Here is a 17,332-nt window from a genome sequence, read left to right on the forward strand (position 1 = left end):
AAAATCACGTTTCTCAACTAAAAGTGTATAATCACCTTTTTAATCTGTTTTTCGGAGCCATCAAACTCAGCAGGACACTCAACCCCAACAGTATTAGCACCACAAGAAACAGAATAAGTCCCTGGACGCACAACATCTTTTCTTGATGCTGCAACTCCGTAATAAGCATCTGTTAAGTCAACCGTGTAAGCCTTATCCCCAGTATTTCGATAAGTCACCGTATAAGTACGAGTCTCACCAGAAGCTACTGTTTCTTTATCTTGTACTTTAGTTACGCTCAGGATTGAGCTATCTGGGCGACGTAAAGCAATCTGCTGATCCACTGTGTTAGTAGCATTATCTACATCGGTGATTCCAGCAGGTAGTTCAGCAGTCACAATCGGGGTAACTGAGGTGCTGCCAGGGGAATTTACCTGAAACAGTGAAGATTATGTTTGACTGTGCAGGAAGCTTAGTAATTGTTGCTTCCATGTTGCTTAGGTCAACAGGACATTCTGCGCCAGACTGTGCTTCCTTACAAATAACAGTCCCTTCGGTTACGCCTTCACCCAGGTCAAAACGAATCTGAGAGCTATCGGCTGCGTTAGGACCTAAGTTGCGGAGAGAGACTTCGTAAGAAAAAGCCTCACCAACAGCGCCGGTAGTTGGCGTATTAACAAAGTTGACAACTAGGTCAGCTTTCGCGGTTTCTGCGGCAGAGGCCGCGGCGCCATTGCAAGTAGGGGCAAAAAGACTTCCCCTACCAGCGCCATAAGTACACAGGTGAGCACATTCCAGTGTGTTGCCCGTGACGTTTTGCGTGAATTAAACACGTTGAATACTTCTTGAATAAAACAAAATAATTATTCAGTTGTTAATTGTAATGCTATTTATTGTAGATGACATCTGCAAACCGAACATTCTTTTAAGAAAATCTTGGTAAATGCCACAAAACAAACCCCAAATGCAAAACAGTATAAATTTTACGTAAACTAGGGGTGACTTAATATCTGGTGTGAGGGCTAAAATACCGCCCTCGGGAAAATAAAATCACACCAGCCAACGAAACAAAATGGGGGAAACGTGACCCAAACTCGACCACTCTCAGTAGCCGTCATTGGTGCAGGACCAGCAGGCATCTACGCTTCCGATATCCTTTCAAAGTCAGAACTAGATGTAGATATCGACTTGTTCGAGCGTCTCCCAGCTCCCTATGGTTTGGTTCGCTACGGTGTAGCCCCAGACCACCCTCGGATCAAGCAGATCATCGTCGCTCTTTATAAAATTTTGCAACGCGGTGACATTCGCTTACTTGGAAACGTAAACGTAGGCACAGACATTACGGTAGAAGACCTACATGCACACTATGATGCAGTCATCTTTGCAACCGGCTCAGACAAGGACGCTCCACTTAACATTCCAGGCGCTGACCTGCCACAGTCCTATGGGGCGGCAGATTTCGTGTCCTGGTATGACGGACACCCTAACTATCCGCGTGAATGGCCGTTGGAAGCAAAAGAAATCGCAGTATTGGGCGTAGGCAACGTGGCTTTGGATGTTGCTCGCGTGCTTGCTAAACACGTTGAGGACCTTTTGGTAACAGAGATTCCAGAAAACGTTGCGGCAGGGCTTCGGAAGAACCCAGTTACTGACGTGCATGTCTTTGGTCGGCGCGGGCCGGCGCAGGTGAAGTTTAGCCCATTAGAATTGCGTGAACTGGGACATCAACCTGACGTTGATGTAATCGTGTATGAAGAAGACTTTGATTTTGATGAAGGCTCTGAAAAAGCGATTGCTTCATCGAACCAGACTAAGCAGGTTGTGAAGGCACTCACTAACTATGCGATGCAGGATGAGCATACTGCTAGCCGTCGTATTCACATTCACATGTTCCACTCTCCTGTTGAGATTTTGGCGGATGAGTCTGGGAATGTGCGTGCGTTGAAGACTGAACGTACTCGTCTGGTTGGAGACGGCTCAGTTGAGGGCACTGGACAGTTTGTGGAGACTCCGGTGCAGGCTGTTTACCGCGCGATTGGCTATTTCTCTTCCCCTATTGAAGGTGTTCCATTTGACTTTAAGCGCGGTGTGATTCCAAATGCGGGTGGACGCGTACTGGGTGAAGATGGCGAGCCTTTGACAGGTATTTACGCCACCGGTTGGGTGAAGCGTGGTCCAGTGGGCTTGATTGGTTCCACTAAGTCTGATGCGCAAGAAACTATTGGTAACTTGGTTGCGGATGCACAGGCAGGTAAATTACACGCAACTTCTGATGCAGTAGGGCATGAAGCGATAGTGCAGCTATTGACAGAACGAGGTGTGCCATTTACCACTTGGGAAGGGTGGGAGTTGCTTAATGCTTATGAGGAGCAGCTTGGCGCAGCCTACGGTGAGGTTGAAGGTGGGCGTGGTCCACGTGAGCGAATTAAGGTGGTTTCTCGTAAAGCTATGACAGCGATTTCTTTGGGGGAGAGCGTTGAAGGCTTAGATTTGATTGGCCAGCCTGGCGAGTAGCTTTTATTTTCGAGGGCGGAGTGCGAAACTTCGCCCTCGAAGTGTATCTATGTGAGTTTCCAGTGGGGGTGCTGAACTTTTACAGGAAACTTTTAGGTTCACGGGTTATCCTGAGGTTGGATCCTTAAAGTTAAATGGTTTAGTAAAGCGGAGTTTCAGATGGGTAAAAATACTTTCAAAACCATGATGTTGTTCGCAACAATGTGGGGTTTGATTGTGGCGGTCGGTGCTTTGATGTCTGTGGGGACACGTAGTTATGCTCCGCTGTACCTATCTGTTTTAGTGGGCATGGGAATGAATTTTTACGCCTATTGGAATTCGGCTAACTTGGCTTTGCGTTCGATGAATGCGCGTGAGGTTACTTTAGAGGAAGCTCCGTGGATGTATGCGATGGTGGGGGAATTAGCTGAACGTGCGGGGCAGCCAATGCCACGTTTGTATATTTCTCCGTCGATGACTCCGAACGCGTTTGCTACTGGCCGAAATCCACGTAATGCTGCGGTTTGCTGTACGCAGGGGATTATTCATTTGTTGAATGAACGTGAAATGCGTGGAGTTTTAGGACATGAGCTGATGCACGTGTATAACCGCGATATTTTGACTTCCACGTTGGCTGCGGGTATGGCTAGTTCGATTACGGCATTGGCACAGATCATGGGTTATGGCTCACTGATGGGTGGAAACCAGCGTGAGCGTAGTGGTTTTAACGTGTTGGCGATGGTTTTGTTAGTTTTCTTAGCTCCGTTGGCGTCTACGATTTTGCAGATGGGGATTTCGCGTACCCGCGAATATGAGGCGGATCATGATGGGGCGTTATTGACTCAGGATCCGCTAGCGCTAGCGTCGGCTTTACGTAAGATTGAACGAGGAGTTAGTGAAGTGCCCCTACAGCGGACGCCGAATCATACAAATGTGGCGGCGATGATGATTGCGAATCCTTTCCGCGGGTTAGTGCGTAGCTTATTTTCTACGCATCCTCCGATGGGAGAGCGGATTGCGCGTCTTGAGAAGTTGGCGGGATACTGAAACTATGATTTTCCTATGTGGCAGTTTGAGCTCATGTGCTGATTAAACGTGGGCGTGTGTTACGACGCAGGTAAAATACAAAACTAGTGGGTCAGGAGCCTTTACAAGGATCCTGACCCACTAGTTTTTAGAAGTTGATATATAGAATCAGCGATAGTTGGTGAACTGCAGGGCAGCGTCAATATCTGCTTTCTTTAGGATGGCAATAACTTCTTGCAGGTCGTCACGAGACTTAGAAGAAACACGCACGGAATCACCTTGGATAGTGGCCTTTACACCCTTTGGGCCTTCATCGCGAATAATCTTAGAGATTTTCTTTGCGTTTTCGGTGGAGAGACCTTCTTTAAGTGGAGCTGCTAAACGGTAGATTTTGCCAGAGGCTTTTGGTTCGCCGTCGCCCAAGTCGAGGGCTTTGAGGGAAACGCCGCGTTTAATGAGTTTTGATTGCAGTACGTCGAGGATTGCCAGGACTCGTTCGGGGGAGTTAGCTTCCATGGTGATGACGTCGCTTTTGAAAGTGAGTAGTGCGTCTACACCGCGGAAGTCGTAGCGCTGGTTCACTTCTTTAGCTGCTTGGTTTACAGCGTTATCTACTTCTTGACGGTCTACTTCAGATACTACGTCGAATGAGGAATCTGCCATGAGGCCTCCTTAATGATTAGCTGAAATCATTAAGATTTCAGGGAAAGTCTTCTTTACCAGGGTAATCAATCTGCGTTTAAAATGCGACGTTTGCGTGCGGTAGTCTGGGAGGTGCATCACTAAATGTGGAAATTGGGAAAATTGAGTTGGCATTTTTAATTAGTTTTCTGTTAAGCTAATGAAGCACCGAACGTTTCAGAAATGAAATAGAGGATGCGCTGGTGGAGTTCCTGAGCGGCCAAAGGGACCTGACTGTAAATCAGATGCGAAAGCTTCGGGGGTTCAAATCCCTCCTCCACCACTGGTTTAAAAGGCTGATATAGCTTGAAAAACCAAAGTGGCAATCATCACGGAAAACGATTTGACAGTAATAAAATCGAACCGTTAAGATTGTCTATGTTGCCCCGATAGCTCAGTCGGCAGAGCATCTCCATGGTAAGGAGAAGGTCAAGGGTTCGATTCCCTTTCGGGGCTCTGTTTGTGCTTAAAAACAAGTAATCTTGTCTAAGTGCAAACCTCATGCGGCGGGGTAGCTCAGTTGGTGAGAGCGCACGACTCATAATCGTGAGGTCGCGGGTTCGAACCCCGCTCCCGCTACCGGCTCAAACCCTTAAAGGAAACCCAAAACGGGTAGACGCAAGGGGAACCGCCGAGCAGTAAGTTTTAGTCTTAAAAAAGGAAAACATCATGGCTAGCAAGGCATCTGACGTTCGCCCAAAGATTACTCTGGCCTGCTCGGAGTGCAAGGAGCGCAACTACATCACCAAGAAGAACCGTCGTAACACGCCGGATCGTCTGGAACTCATGAAGTACTGCCCGCGCTGCCGCCGCTCCGTGGCTCACCGCGAGACTCGCTGAGTTTAATCTTGAACGGCCCCCACTTAAAAGTGGGGGTTTTGTTTTACCTAAAATCCCTTATTCTAGAAATAAATCCAATCTACCTTGAGAGATTGCTATGCCGTCTAAAACTGTCAGCAACGCTTCTAAAGCCACTCTCCTAAGTTTTTTCATCCTTGGACTAGGCATCTCTAGTTTCCTATCAGAGATACCCGCAATTCGCGATAATTTTGGATACACTCCAGCACAAATGGGAAACCTGCTACTATCAGCAGCCTTCGGAGCGTTTTTCGTACTACCAATCTCAGGATCTCTAGTTGCAAAACACGGACCCCGCGTAGTCGGCTTCATTGGAATAACCCTCTGGGCCACAGGTATCAGCGGGATGCTTTTGGCCTACCACAGCATTGCCGGATGGTTACTCATATGCTCATACATCACCGCGAATGTAGGCGCATTCCTAATCAACGCCTCCATCAACGTTGAAGGCGGATTCGTAGAAGTCGCCGCTAAAACACCACGCATGGCTTGGTACCACGCGGCATTCTCAATCGGCACAGTAACAGGCGCCCTCATAGGTGTAGGCAGCACAAAGTATGGTGTACACACTATCACTCACCTAACGGCCATTATGGTGTTCAACGTGGTAGCTATGTTCGTGGCATTAAAGTTTTACTTGCCGCCCTCGGTAATTAAAAAACTACAGGACCACGCAGCCGCCCAAGCTGATCCCAATTCGCCCAAACCAAGCGTGTGGGACACATGGAAAGAAAAACGCACTCTCTTAATCGGCGTAATGGTATTTGGTACCGGGCTGATGGAAGGAAGTGCCTCAGATTGGATGTCTTTGGCAGTTGTAGATGGTTTTGAAAAACCAGCCTGGTACGGCACGATGACTTTAGCTATTTATCTGACTGCACTGACTACGACACGCCTATTTTCACCACGCATGCAGGGAAAATACTCGCCGGATCGTTTACTGCGTCGCCTGATTGCTGTTGGATTAGCAGGCGTTGCCTTGGTAGCTTTCACAGGACACTATCCAATTGCCTTAATCGGTGCAGTGCTATGGGGGATTGGTGTGGCACTCGGCTACCCGCTGAGCGCCTCGGTGCTTGCAACTGACCCGCTACGCAGCGCCTCCCGCTTGTCAGTGATGAGCACAATTTCTTTCGGATCATCCATAGCCGGACCAGCAGTGATTGGTTACCTGGCGGAATATGTTGGTTACAAACTAGCATTGGGAGTCATCATCATACCAGGGCTGATTTCACTGCTTTTAACTACGCAACTACGTGAAGACACACAAACCCGACACTGAACCTACGCTAAGCTGAAAGCAACGAACCTAAAAGTTAAGGACCTAGAATGAGTGGTTTCTTAGAAGACCAAGCATGCAACTTGCGTTATACAGTCACTGATGTAACGCCGGTTGAGCGAGTACCTTCCCACCGTCAGTATCAACGGGATTCTAAACTACTGGCAGACTGGACAACATTCGGTGTGGGAGGTCCAGCTACACGCATGGTGTTAGCTGAGTCTGAGGCAGAGATTATTGACACGGTGAAGCAGGCTGATGCCGTTGGCGAACCAGTGTTGATGATCGGTGGGGGATCTAACCTGGTGGTTTCTGACACGGGTTTTGACGGGGTAGTTGTAAGAGACCTGCGTTCTGAACTAAAGCTCACGCATGATTCAGCTTGCGGTGGTGTGAGTTTCGTAGCGACTGCTGGCATGAGCTGGGATGATTTAGTCTCTGCAGCCGTTGAAAACGAGTGGGGTGGAGGTTTCGAGTCTCTTTCAGGGATTCCTGGCACTGTGGGAGCTGCTCCGATGCAGAATATTGGTGCTTACGGCCAGGAAGTAGCCTCAATGATTGCCTCTATTCGTGTTTATGACCGTTTGGAGCAACGCACTAAGACGATTTTTGCTTCCGACATGCAGGCTGGGTACCGGACTTCTATTTTTAAGCGTTCTGCTCATGATCCGGCACTGTCACAGGGGCGTTCCTGGGGGGCGTCTGGCCGTTGGATTATTCTTTCAGTTGAGTTTGCGACGCGGGCAGCGTCTTTGGCAGCGCCGATTGCCTACCAGGAGCTGGCAGATAAGTTAGGTGTGAAACTGGGGGAGCGTCCGCATATTCGTGACGTACGGGCAGCGGTTTTGGAATTGCGTCAGGGGAAATCAATGGTTTTGGATGATGCGAACCGGAATACTTATTCGGCGGGCTCGTTCTTTACGAATCCACTGCTATCTGCAGAGGCAGCGGATTTACTTCCCGAGGGCGCTCCAAAATTTGTTTCCGGTGAGCAGATTAAAACTTCCGCTGCCTGGCTGATTTCGCATGCTGGTTTCCCCAAGGGCTTTAAAGTACGTGAGGATGCTAACGTGTCTTTATCTACGGCGCATGTGTTGGCTTTAACTAACCGCGGGGGAGCAACTTCTGCGGAAGTTTTTGAATTGGCTGCTGCCGTGCAGGCAGGAGTTAAAGATAGGTTCGGCGTAGATTTAGTTCCGGAGCCGGTTTTTGTGGGTTGAAGCTTTACTATCAAAACATAAAATATGTGTTTCGGAATCTTTGTAACCATTATTCAGGAAGATATTAGTGCATACTAATAAAGGTTTAACTGCGGCTGTGGTCAATGCAGGTACGCCTGGGGTTACATACTAAATCGGTAAGGGAAACAGGTTTACTTATCGTATTAAAAAGATGTACTAGCTAGTGGGCGGGTAGTCCGAACCGAATACTCTAGTAGGCTAAGCGCATTTAACCGTTGTTCTAACCATATTTACTGCAAGTAGTAACGTAGAATGCGAAGGCTGAGAATAACTGTAATAGTTGCGGTAGTACTGGCAACACTGGGCGTGTCTGGTGCCATATTAAGCTATCTAAAAAACAACCCCAAATGAGCGCTGAGAAACTGCCTGTGCGGATCAGATAATCTCCATCAATCAACACAGATAGAGATAATCACAATCGACGCGGATAAAATTACTGACCACATTTTGAAAAACATGGAGCAACATAACTACGACAAACTATTGGCGAACGTATGTAATGTGAAATAACCGGCTCAATACCAAGTCAGTCTACGTGACGTGAACACAAGCCAGCAAAAGGTGGACTACCGTAAAAAATCTAACGCCCGGACACACGCCTCAAAAGCTACCTCTTCAGTGATCAACCGATTATGACCTACCACGTCAACAATTTCCAAACGGGCAAGTAGTAAAGAAGCGCCCTCGGGAACATGCTGATCCCAGCGCGCCTGCAAACACACCACCCGGTCACTAAACCGTGTATCAGCAAACATTTTCTGAATCAAAGGGTTAGTAGGAACTAAATCACGCACCCCAGAAGACGGCAGAGTATAGGCAGCTAAACGTGCTCCCCGGTGCGGGGTTCCCAAAGTAACAATCCCACGTACTACGCCTAAATCAGCCTCAAGTTGCACACAACGGGAAACCAAACCACCTTTAGAATGACCAACCAAAAAGACATCACGCAGATTATTTTCATGCAAATACGCTAAGACCCGGCGCGCTAATAAATCGACAGGACCTAAAGTATTACCCAACTGCGGTAACAAATGCGGGTCAAAACCACGCTCCTTCAAATACGACGCTAAACCACGCATCTGATACCAAGACTCATAGACACCAGGAACTAAGACAACCGGCAGCCCACCGGGATTACGGTAAACGGAAGGACAATCTCCAACACCAAAATTAGTTAAAACATTCTGTTTCACTGCTGACAGGCTTTGCTTAGCCGCCACCAAGTAGTCACGCGCGTAAGCCTGCGGGACAGTTAAAGGTTTAAGAACCGCATTAGGAATAACTACACTCTGCTCCGCTACAGCATTAGCCTCAGACACAGAAAATAAAACCCCAAGTGAATTTTTAGAAGGAAACGCAGGCTCTGCAGCTAAATCTAAAAGAGCCTGAGCTACCTGGTTACGGAAACGCACAATAACTGAATGAGCCCCACCTTTAACCTCAAGCACTTTAGACGGATGCGGATTATTATGCTCAGTCGCTAACAGTAAATCCTGCATCCAAGTTCTGGAAGCAATAAAATCAAACTCCCCACGCATCAACACTACCCGCGCGTCGGTTTCAGCCAAGCGACAAGCAATCGGATACTGAAACATCGCTGGAATAGTCTTAGCAAACCAAACTAACCCCGACTGCAAGTACGCTTTAATCGCAAAAGAAGTAACCTTAGAAGCCTCATACCACGAGGACTGCACGAACCGCCACACAACCAGAGGGAAAGCACGTTCCAAAACATTTATCGGTGGCCCCACCAACATAATCTTACGGATCCACTTAGGATCCCGGCACGCCAACTCAGTCACAATCTGCGCACCCATCGAATGACCCAAAACCACCGGATTAGTAACTTTTTCATAAAGCATTACCTGGTGCACAACCGCTGCGAAACCCGCAATAGATAACGGGAAAGCCGGACGGGGGGTTTTCCCAAACCCAGGCAAATCCAACATGAGAACATCCCCAAAAGGAACTAAAAGCTCAGCTAAATCCTGGAAGTACTGAGAATTAACCCCAATCCCATGTACTAAAACAAAAGTCGGATCGCCCTCGTCCACAAAATCACGACGCAACTGGGTGACCCGCACGCGCACGCCACCCGCATTAAAAACACCTTTAATCACATGGTATTTGCCAGCCACGCATCCACCTGAGCCTGCCAAATTCTTTTCTGCTCCGCAGACGCTAAAGAAATCTCAATCGAAGAAGCCGCCAACTGCGCCACCTCCACGTCACTGAAACCCGCTTCCCGAGCATACTCATACTGAGTCAACAACCGAGACCGGAACAAAAGTGGATCATCCGCACCTAAAGCGATTAAACCACCCGCAGTAAATAAATCCCGCAAAGGAACCCTAGAAAGATCAGCGAAAACTCCAAGTGAAACATTCGAAGCAGGACAAAGCTCAAACCCAATCCCAGCTTCAATTAGCTCATCCAACAAACGGGGATCCTCAACAGTACGCACACCATGGCCCAAACGACGCGGGTCTAAATGAGAAACCACCTGACGCACGTGGTCTGGACCCAACAACTCACCCCCATGCGGCACCCCCGGCAACCCCGCCTTACGAGCCAAACGGAAAGCAGGCGCAAACTCAGAAGTAACGCCCGCAGCCTCATCGTTAGAAAGCCCAAACGCCACTACTTCACCATCACCTGTACCCGCATACTGGGCTGCCAAACGAGCCAGAGTACGCGCATCCAGAGGGTGGCGGATACGCGAAGCAGCCACAATCACACCAACAGAAAGACCATGCTTAACTGACGAAGCCTTAACCTGATCCAAAATAATCTCTAAAGCCGGAGTTAAACCTCCCACCCACGGAGCATAAGACGTCGGATCCACCTGAATTTCTAAACGGACCGAGCCTTCCCGGACATCATCCTCAATCGCCTCATCAATTAGACGTCGCATGACTGCTTCAGATCGCACTAACGCGCGTGCCGCATCATAAGAACGTTGGAACCTAAACCAGCCCCGCGAGTTCGCTGGCACAGTCAACGGATCATTTTCCAGGAGATGTGCAGGAAGCCGCACTCCTTGTTGCTGGGCTAAATCAACAAGCGTTGACGGGCGCATTGCCCCCGTGAAATGCAGGTGCAGATGGGCTTTCGGAAGTTTCGCTAAATCTCTCACGGTTTCTTTCAAAATGATTCAAACAGCTAAAAGTCGGGTAGGAAGCTAGTATTTATTGTAGAACACCCCGTAACTAACAGTGCACTTCAGCAGGGAAACGTCAGCTAATGCACTAACTTGAAAGGTGGCGGATTCAAACCATGAAAATTTACCACTACGCTACGGTAGGTATTCCGCTTGCAGATGTGCTGGTTACACACGGTTTAGCTGAGCACCACCGCCGCTATTTCCCCTTCATCCAGGCGTTAAATGAGGCGGGTTTTGACGTTTATTCCTACGATCAACGGTCCCATGGGGAAACTCCCGGCCCCCGCGCGCAAGTAGATGTAGCGCGTTTAGTTTCAGATCACCTGCGAATCCGTGAATTGATTAGTGTGCGCTCGCGGACAGGGAAGCTGTTTCTTTTCGGACATTCCATGGGCGGTTTGGTAACTGCCGCGTCGGCGTTAAAGAATCCAGCGGGGTTGCTGGGGGTTGTGCTGTCTGGGCCAGCAGTTTCATCCAAGCTTCCTCAGTGGCTGGTTCCAGTGGCTTCTGTGGTTGCTAAATATTTCCCCGGGTTGAGGACTTTACGGTTAGCCGCTGATGAAGTTGCGTTGCGTCCTGAGGTTGTAGACGCTTATTTGGAGGATCCGTTGAATTATACGGGACCAGTTCCGTTACTCATTGGAGTGACGATTACGGGGTGGGCGAATTTCGTACACGCTAACGCGTCCAGGTGGGCAGTGCCTTTGTTGGTTTTGCATGGTGAGCATGATACGTTGACTGATCCTGCGGGTTCGGCTTTTTTGGTGGAGCAGGCGGTGGCTGCTGGGTGCGACGCTACTCATTTAATAGTCGAGGGCGAAAAGCATGAGGTTTTCAACGGGGATCAAGCCCCGCAGTTACGGGCGCTTACGGTTGAGTGGTTACAGCAGCATTTGTGAACGTAGGTAGCTCTTCGTAAGTAGGAGTTTTAGTTTTTATTAGGTGTTGAGCATAGTGTTTACCCCCATGAGAAGTAGGGTTATCATGGGGGTAAATGTAGCTTAGGAACGTTTATCGATATGAAAAATCGGGTTTTCGTATCGGTGAACGTCAGCTCGCGATTAGCTTGTGGATACGCTCTACGCCTTCAATTAGTTCCGCGTCGGATAATGCGTAAGATAAGCGAATGAAGCCAGAAGGACCGAATGCTTCTCCAGGGACAACCGCAACCTCAGCTTTTTCCAAAATAACATCGGATAACACAGCGGAAGATGTAATCAACGTGCCACCGATTTCCTGGCCAATCAGTTCTTCAACGGAAGGGTAGGCGTAGAAAGCGCCTTTAGGATTAGGAACCTTAAACCCAGGGATTTCAGAAAGCATGGAAACCATCAGGCGACGGCGACGATCAAAGGCCTCCCGCATTTCATATACGGCATCCAGTGGACCTGAAACTGCTTCTAAAGCAGCTACCTGTGCCATGTTATTGACATTAGAAGTCAGGTGAGATTGGAAATTAGAAGCTGCCTTGATTACGTCAGAGGGACCGAACATCCAGCCTACTCGCCAGCCGGTCATAGCATAAGTCTTTGCGACGCCGTTCATGACAATGCAGGCGTCTGCTAGTTCTGGAACTAGTTTCACGATATGCGCCGGCTGAGCATCTTCATAAAGCAAATGCTCGTAGATTTCGTCGGTTAGTACCCAGATGCCGTGTTTGAGCGCCCACTCGCCAATCGCTTTAACTTCGTCGGGAGTGTAGACAGAACCGGTGGGATTAGACGGGGAACAGAATAATAGCGCTTTAGTTTTTTCCGTGCGAGCAGCTTCAAGCTGTTCGACAGTTACTTTGTATTCTGCAGCAGCGTCAGCAAAAACTTCTACAGTTACACCTCCGGCTAGTGCGATAGCTTCTGGATAGGTGGTCCAGTAGGGAGAGGGAAGGAGGACTTCATCACCGGCAGAGACTACTGCTGCAAAAGCCTGGAAAACTGCCTGTTTGCCACCGTTCGTAACTAAAACATCAGTGGGGTTTATAGCATAGCCGGAATCACGTAGTGTCTTTGCGGCAATTGCTTCACGCAGGGCTGGAAGCCCGTCATTTGGGGTGTACTTGTGCATGGCTGGGGTGCGAGCAGCCTTAATTGCGGCCTCAACGATGTAATTTGGGGTAGCGAAATCTGGTTCGCCAGCACCAAAGCCAATGACGTTTTTACCAGCGGCCGCCAGCTCTTTAGCACGTTTCGTGACAGCAAGAGTTGCGGAAGGCGCAATGGCACCTAGGCGAAGAGAAACACGGGGATGATTATTTAATGTACTCACGTTTTCAGTTTGCCCGAGGGCGGTTAGCTTTGTCACTACAGTTCATATTTTGAGTATTCGAAGAAGTTTGAAATCATTAGGTAAACTAAGACACCTAAGTTGCGCGCATCACGTTATTTGGTGTCGAGTTGTACTTTTGAGTGAAAATCATTTAGAGTTATCTAGCACGCAGTTTTATAAAACATAGAACTGAATGCGTAGGGTAGTGGCGCAATTGGTAGCGCACCGGTCTCCAAAACCGGCGGTTGTGGGTTCGAGTCCCTCCTGCCCTGCTAATGCTATATACAGGCTTTTATCGAAAAGGAGGATGCTGTGGCAGGAAAAGTTAAGAAGCAGCAGGAAACTGAAAGTTTCTTTGCCCGCATCGTTCTATTCGTAAAGCAGGTTATTGGCGAACTAAAGAAGGTAGTTTGGCCAACCGTTGACGAGTGGAAGACTTACTTCCTTGTAGTGCTGGTATTCGTTGGCGCAATCATGGCGTTCACCGGCCTATTGGACCTTCTCTTTAGCTGGTTATCAGTATTAGTTTTTGGCTAAATCACACTTTTAAACAAGTACCGCTGGTAGTAAAACCAGCGGTTTTGTTTTACACTTAAAAAGAATGATTTGCACACCCAGTAAAGAAATACTAGGGTGTGTTACTTTTTAGCCCGAAAACTAATGGCAGGAGATTCACGTGAGCAACGAGTTTGACGCTGAAGAAACCTTTGTCCCTACAGAAGAAGTAGCAGAGACCGCCCTCGTGGAAGAAACCGCGGCGCAAACCCTAGCAGAAGCAGAAACCGCAGCAGAAATCATCCCAGAACCAGCTGAAATGGATATCGTTGCAACCAAACGCGCTGAACTCATGGAACAGCTTGGCGACTGGTACGTAATCCACACCTACTCCGGCCACGAACGACGCGTTAAAGCAAACCTCGAACAGCGAATTCAAACCCAGAATATGGAAAACTTCATCTTCGAAGCTGAAGTGCCAATGGAAACCGTTACCGAACTCACCAAGTCAGGTAAAAAAACCGTTGAACGTCCACGCATTCCCGGTTACGTAATCGTCCGCACCATCATGACCGAAGCTTCCTGGCGCGTAGTTAAAGACACCCCAGCAGTACTCGGCTTCGTAGGTGACGCTCAGAATCCAGTGCCACTTTCCATTGACGAAGTAGTCTCTCTGCTAGCGCCAATGTGGGAAGCATCTGCGCTCAAAAAGGCAGCAGCAACCGAAATTATTACTGCTCCAGCAATCACTTTCGAAATTGGCGAATCCGTCACAGTTGTTGATGGGCCATTCGAATCTATGGAAGCAACCGTCACCGAAATTGACGCTGCGCACCGTAAACTCACGGTTTCCATCCTTATCTTCGAACGTGAAACCCCAATTGAACTTAACTTCGATCAGGTTAAGAAACTGTCCTAACCAGATTGATTGCGTCCTCAAAGCGCGTTAAGATAAAAGACTGTGTACTGTCTGATTTCAGGAATGTAAGCAGATGGGCACAATCCGTAAGGCACTCTCCGTAAGGGAAGTGCGTACCGATAAAGTAAAAGGACCCGAAATACTATGGCACCTAAGAAGAAGGTTGTCGGCCTGATCAAACTTCAGATCCAGGCTGGTGCTGCTAACCCAGCACCTCCGGTTGGTCCCGCTCTGGGCCAGCACGGCGTTAACATTATGGAATTCTGTAAGGCCTACAACGCGGCTACCGAATCTCAGCGTGGAAACATCATTCCAGTTGAAATCACCGTGTATGAAGACCGTACCTTCACCTTCATCACCAAGACGCCACCAGCGTCCCAGATGATTAAGAAGGCCGCAGGCGTTCCAAAGGGATCTGGCGTTCCACACACCCAGAAGGTAGGTTCCCTAACCGAAGCTCAGCTACGTGAAGTTGCTGAAGCAAAGATGCAGGACCTAAACGCAAACGACGTGGAAGCCGCAATGAAGATTATTGCTGGTACCGCGCGTTCCATGGGTATTACCGTAGAAGCCTGATAACTTAGAAAACTTTTAGTGGCAGGGCAAGCTTCGCCCAGCAACCACGACTGCAAGGAGAAAGCAGATTATGAAGCGCTCAAAGAACTACCGCGCTGCAGCCGAAAAGGTACACGCAGGCGAAATTTACAACCCGCTCCAGGCAATGGAGCTGGCAAAGGCAACTTCCACCACCAAGTTCGACGCAACTGTTGAAGTTATGTTCCGTCTATCCGTCGATCCGCGTAAAGCAGATCAGATGGTTCGTGGCACCGTAACTCTTCCTCACGGCACCGGTAAGACCGCTCGGGTCCTGGTCTTCGCTGTGGGCGATCGCGCACAGGCAGCACTTGATGCAGGTGCTGACGAAGTTGGTGGCGACGAACTGATCGAAAAGGTAGCTAAGGGCTACACTGATTTCGACGTTGCAGTTGCTACCCCAGATCTAATGGGTAAGGTTGGTCGTCTGGGTCGCGTATTGGGTCCTCGTGGTCTGATGCCAAACCCAAAGACCGGCACCGTCACCATGGATGTTGCTAAGGCAGTTAAGGAAATCAAGGGTGGTCGTATCGAGTTCCGTGTTGACAAGCACGCTAACTTGGCATTCATCGTTGGTAAGACCTCCTTCACCGCTGAACAGTTGGCTCAAAACTACGCAGCAGTTCTGGAAGAAGTACTGCGTTTGAAGCCATCCGCAGCTAAGGGTCGTTACTTGAAGAAGGGCACCGTATCCACTACCATGGGTCCTGGTATTCCACTGGATGTCACCAAGACTCGTCTTCTGGACACCGATCAGCCTGCTTGATCCTAACTCTGGATTCTGAAAATCCCGGCACTAGCTTTCTATAAGCTTGAAAGTGCCGGGATTTTTGTATTTCTTGAATCCTTAGGTGTCGGCGAATGAACTGAAAGTGGGGTTTATGGGTAATTTCGTAAAAATTGTCCATAAATGACGGCAGTGCAGACGATACGTGAGCTGTTCCACGTTTAAAAGAATTGGAATTTGCAGATCAAAACGGTAGGCTTAAAGGAGCCAAAGACCGTCGGTACCTCTTCGAGGTGTAATCCGGGAAACCGAACCTGCGTAGGTGATGCAAACGAAACTCTAACATGAGACTTCTCTAAGAGTAGACCCTTGTATGCCTACCAGTGTGGCGTGCAAGGGATTTTTTATTACCCCACGAGAATACGGTAAGACCCGCGACGTAGCCAACAAGTGGCACCGATGGATGATCACGGAAGGAGGGCCCATGGCAAGGCCTGACAAAGAAGCTGCAGTAGCAGAGCTAGTGGAACTGTTCCGCTCCTCTGGCGCTGTTGTGCTGACCGAATACCGTGGCCTGTCCGTAGCGCAGATTACTCAACTGCGTCGCGCACTCGCTGGTAACGCTCAGTACACCGTGGCGAAGAACACGCTGGCAAAGATTGCTGCAAAGGAAGCCGGTCTGGATTTCCTGGCAGAAAACCTGAATGGCCCAACCGCTATCGCATTCGTAAACGGCGAAGTAGTTGACGCTGCTAAGGCACTGCGTGATTTCGCTAAGGAAAACCCAGCACTGGTTCTGAAAGCCGGTGCAATGGAGGGCGCTGCTCTCTCTGCTGACGATGTTAAGAAGCTCGCTGACCTGGAATCCCGCGAAGTTCTGCTGGCCAAGACCGCTGGCGTACTCAAAGCTGGTCTGTCCAAGGCTGCGTTCCTCTTCGCTGCGCCTGCTTCCAAGGCAGTTCGCACCATCGACGCCCTGCGCGAAAAGCAGGAAAAGGCGGCCTGATTCGGCCCCATCTGGTTTGCTGAAACTAGCAACACCAAACGAATGGCTAGTTAAAAAACACTGGCCGCCAATAAACCAAAATCTGCTTATAGCAGGACCTAATGGAAGGAAGTGCCAAAATGGCAAAGCTGACCGCTGAAGAACTAATCGACGCGTTCAAGGAACTGACCCTGGTTGAACTGTCCGACTTCATCAAGAAGTTCGAAGAAGAATTCGACGTAGAAGCTGCTGCTCCAGTTGCAGTTGCAGCTGCTGCACCAGCTGCTGCTGAAGAAGCTGGCGAAGCACAGACCGAATTCGATGTTGTTCTGGAATCCGCAGGCGACAAGAAGGTTGCAGTTATCAAGGCAGTTAAGGGCCTGACCGGTGACTCCCTGGGCGAAGCAAAGGCAAAGGTAGAAGGTGCACCTTCTGTAATCCTGTCCGGCGTTTCCAAGGAAGACGCTGAAAAGGCAAAGGGTGAACTGGAAGCAGCTGGCGGTACCGTTACCGTTAAGTGATTACACTTCACTTAGTCTTTTGAAACCCCCGTTTCGTCAGAAACGGGGGTTTTCCCTTACCCTGCACCATCCGCCCTCGAAAAAAGAAAGAACTCGCCCCACCTAATCC

The 17,332-nt window shown here is 49.1% G+C and carries 17 protein-coding genes and 4 tRNA genes; 16 read left to right on the forward strand and 5 right to left on the reverse strand.

The annotated features are described in order from the left end of the window. Positions 1–17 precede the first annotated feature (17 nt). The gene (locus tag HMPREF0044_RS06690; protein WP_006547370.1) at positions 18–377 is read right to left on the reverse strand and encodes a DUF11 domain-containing protein; all 360 of its coding nucleotides are present in this window, start codon (positions 375–377) and stop codon (positions 18–20) included. A gap of 685 nt (positions 378–1,062) precedes the next feature. Here HMPREF0044_RS06690 and HMPREF0044_RS06695 point away from each other — a divergent pair. Further along, a complete protein-coding gene (locus HMPREF0044_RS06695; protein ID WP_006547371.1) occupies positions 1,063–2,493 on the forward strand; it encodes an FAD-dependent oxidoreductase in 1,431 nt (476 codons plus the stop codon). A 159-nt stretch (positions 2,494–2,652) separates the two neighbouring features. Next, positions 2,653–3,519 carry a zinc metalloprotease HtpX gene (htpX, locus tag HMPREF0044_RS06700; RefSeq protein WP_006547372.1) on the forward strand — a complete coding sequence of 289 codons (867 nt, stop codon included), beginning with the start codon at positions 2,653–2,655 and terminating at the stop codon, positions 3,517–3,519. A 147-nt stretch (positions 3,520–3,666) separates the two neighbouring features. On the opposite strand, the gene HMPREF0044_RS06705 is transcribed toward htpX, so the two are convergent. Beyond that, positions 3,667–4,161 carry a YajQ family cyclic di-GMP-binding protein gene (locus HMPREF0044_RS06705; protein ID WP_006547373.1) on the reverse strand — a complete coding sequence of 165 codons (495 nt, stop codon included), beginning with the start codon at positions 4,159–4,161 and terminating at the stop codon, positions 3,667–3,669. A gap of 220 nt (positions 4,162–4,381) precedes the next feature. On the opposite strand from HMPREF0044_RS06705, the gene HMPREF0044_RS06710 reads away from it, so the two are divergent. From HMPREF0044_RS06710 to HMPREF0044_RS06735, 6 genes are all read left to right on the forward strand, one after another. Continuing rightward, a tRNA-Tyr gene (locus HMPREF0044_RS06710) sits at positions 4,382–4,462 on the forward strand. A gap of 100 nt (positions 4,463–4,562) precedes the next feature. Continuing rightward, positions 4,563–4,635, forward strand: a tRNA-Thr gene (locus HMPREF0044_RS06715). Between the two features lie 49 nt (positions 4,636–4,684). Next, positions 4,685–4,758: transfer RNA gene (locus HMPREF0044_RS06720), tRNA-Met, on the forward strand. A 90-nt stretch (positions 4,759–4,848) separates the two neighbouring features. After that, positions 4,849–5,019 carry a 50S ribosomal protein L33 gene (gene rpmG, locus HMPREF0044_RS06725; protein WP_006547375.1) on the forward strand — a complete coding sequence of 57 codons (171 nt, stop codon included), beginning with the start codon at positions 4,849–4,851 and terminating at the stop codon, positions 5,017–5,019. A gap of 97 nt (positions 5,020–5,116) precedes the next feature. Continuing rightward, on the forward strand, positions 5,117–6,319 hold the full coding sequence (locus HMPREF0044_RS06730; protein ID WP_006547376.1) for an MFS transporter: 1,203 nt from the start codon (positions 5,117–5,119) through the stop codon (positions 6,317–6,319). A 47-nt stretch (positions 6,320–6,366) separates the two neighbouring features. Next, the gene (locus HMPREF0044_RS06735) at positions 6,367–7,536 is read left to right on the forward strand and encodes a UDP-N-acetylmuramate dehydrogenase (RefSeq protein WP_050754377.1); all 1,170 of its coding nucleotides are present in this window, start codon (positions 6,367–6,369) and stop codon (positions 7,534–7,536) included. Between the two features lie 587 nt (positions 7,537–8,123). Here HMPREF0044_RS06735 and HMPREF0044_RS06740 read toward each other — a convergent pair. Both HMPREF0044_RS06740 and HMPREF0044_RS06745 read right to left on the reverse strand, forming a co-directional pair. Further along, the gene (locus HMPREF0044_RS06740) at positions 8,124–9,695 is read right to left on the reverse strand and encodes an alpha/beta hydrolase (RefSeq protein WP_006547378.1); all 1,572 of its coding nucleotides are present in this window, start codon (positions 9,693–9,695) and stop codon (positions 8,124–8,126) included. Continuing rightward, complete coding sequence (locus HMPREF0044_RS06745) at positions 9,674–10,693, reverse strand: adenosine deaminase (protein ID WP_141553869.1); 1,020 nt, start codon at positions 10,691–10,693, stop codon at positions 9,674–9,676. The genes HMPREF0044_RS06740 and HMPREF0044_RS06745 overlap by 22 nt, the downstream gene beginning before the upstream one ends. A gap of 140 nt (positions 10,694–10,833) precedes the next feature. Here HMPREF0044_RS06745 and HMPREF0044_RS06750 point away from each other — a divergent pair, with 140 nt between their 5' ends. After that, the gene (locus HMPREF0044_RS06750; protein ID WP_006547380.1) at positions 10,834–11,619 is read left to right on the forward strand and encodes an alpha/beta fold hydrolase; all 786 of its coding nucleotides are present in this window, start codon (positions 10,834–10,836) and stop codon (positions 11,617–11,619) included. A gap of 151 nt (positions 11,620–11,770) precedes the next feature. On the opposite strand, the gene HMPREF0044_RS06755 is transcribed toward HMPREF0044_RS06750, so the two are convergent. Then, entirely contained in the window at positions 11,771–13,018 is a 1,248-nt protein-coding gene (locus HMPREF0044_RS06755) for a pyridoxal phosphate-dependent aminotransferase (protein WP_006547381.1), read from the reverse strand. 163 nt (positions 13,019–13,181) lie between these two features. On the opposite strand from HMPREF0044_RS06755, the gene HMPREF0044_RS06760 reads away from it, so the two are divergent. From HMPREF0044_RS06760 to rplL, 7 genes are all read left to right on the forward strand, one after another. Next, a tRNA-Trp gene (locus tag HMPREF0044_RS06760) sits at positions 13,182–13,254 on the forward strand. A gap of 40 nt (positions 13,255–13,294) precedes the next feature. Continuing rightward, positions 13,295–13,519, forward strand: a complete 225-nt coding sequence (gene secE, locus HMPREF0044_RS06765) for a preprotein translocase subunit SecE (protein ID WP_006547382.1) — start codon at positions 13,295–13,297, stop codon at positions 13,517–13,519. 139 nt (positions 13,520–13,658) lie between these two features. Further along, a complete protein-coding gene (gene nusG / locus HMPREF0044_RS06770) occupies positions 13,659–14,396 on the forward strand; it encodes a transcription termination/antitermination protein NusG (protein ID WP_006547383.1) in 738 nt (245 codons plus the stop codon). A 144-nt stretch (positions 14,397–14,540) separates the two neighbouring features. Further along, positions 14,541–14,972 carry a 50S ribosomal protein L11 gene (rplK, locus tag HMPREF0044_RS06775; protein ID WP_006547384.1) on the forward strand — a complete coding sequence of 144 codons (432 nt, stop codon included), beginning with the start codon at positions 14,541–14,543 and terminating at the stop codon, positions 14,970–14,972. A gap of 67 nt (positions 14,973–15,039) precedes the next feature. Next, positions 15,040–15,756, forward strand: coding sequence for a 50S ribosomal protein L1 (rplA, locus tag HMPREF0044_RS06780; RefSeq protein ID WP_040313085.1), 717 nt, complete (start codon positions 15,040–15,042; stop codon positions 15,754–15,756). 445 nt (positions 15,757–16,201) lie between these two features. After that, a complete protein-coding gene (gene rplJ / locus HMPREF0044_RS06785) occupies positions 16,202–16,723 on the forward strand; it encodes a 50S ribosomal protein L10 (protein WP_040313087.1) in 522 nt (173 codons plus the stop codon). A gap of 119 nt (positions 16,724–16,842) precedes the next feature. Further along, positions 16,843–17,223, forward strand: a complete 381-nt coding sequence (gene rplL / locus HMPREF0044_RS06790) for a 50S ribosomal protein L7/L12 (RefSeq protein WP_040313088.1) — start codon at positions 16,843–16,845, stop codon at positions 17,221–17,223. Positions 17,224–17,332 lie beyond the last annotated feature (109 nt).

Source organism: Gleimia coleocanis DSM 15436 (assembly GCF_000159015.1).
Taxonomy (GTDB): Bacteria; Actinomycetota; Actinomycetes; order Actinomycetales; family Actinomycetaceae; genus Gleimia; species Gleimia coleocanis.

Coding starts and splice junctions, on each gene's coding strand:
- htpX (WP_006547372.1), top strand. CDS start 2,653: ATGGGTAAAAATACTTTCAAAACCATGATGTTGTTCGCAACAATGTGG.
- HMPREF0044_RS06705 (WP_006547373.1), bottom strand. CDS start 4,161: ATGGCAGATTCCTCATTCGACGTAGTATCTGAAGTAGACCGTCAAGAA.
- rpmG (WP_006547375.1), top strand. CDS start 4,849: ATGGCTAGCAAGGCATCTGACGTTCGCCCAAAGATTACTCTGGCCTGC.
- HMPREF0044_RS06730 (WP_006547376.1), top strand. CDS start 5,117: ATGCCGTCTAAAACTGTCAGCAACGCTTCTAAAGCCACTCTCCTAAGT.
- HMPREF0044_RS06735 (WP_050754377.1), top strand. CDS start 6,367: ATGAGTGGTTTCTTAGAAGACCAAGCATGCAACTTGCGTTATACAGTC.
- HMPREF0044_RS06750 (WP_006547380.1), top strand. CDS start 10,834: ATGAAAATTTACCACTACGCTACGGTAGGTATTCCGCTTGCAGATGTG.
- rplK (WP_006547384.1), top strand. CDS start 14,541: ATGGCACCTAAGAAGAAGGTTGTCGGCCTGATCAAACTTCAGATCCAG.
- rplJ (WP_040313087.1), top strand. CDS start 16,202: ATGGCAAGGCCTGACAAAGAAGCTGCAGTAGCAGAGCTAGTGGAACTG.
- rplL (WP_040313088.1), top strand. CDS start 16,843: ATGGCAAAGCTGACCGCTGAAGAACTAATCGACGCGTTCAAGGAACTG.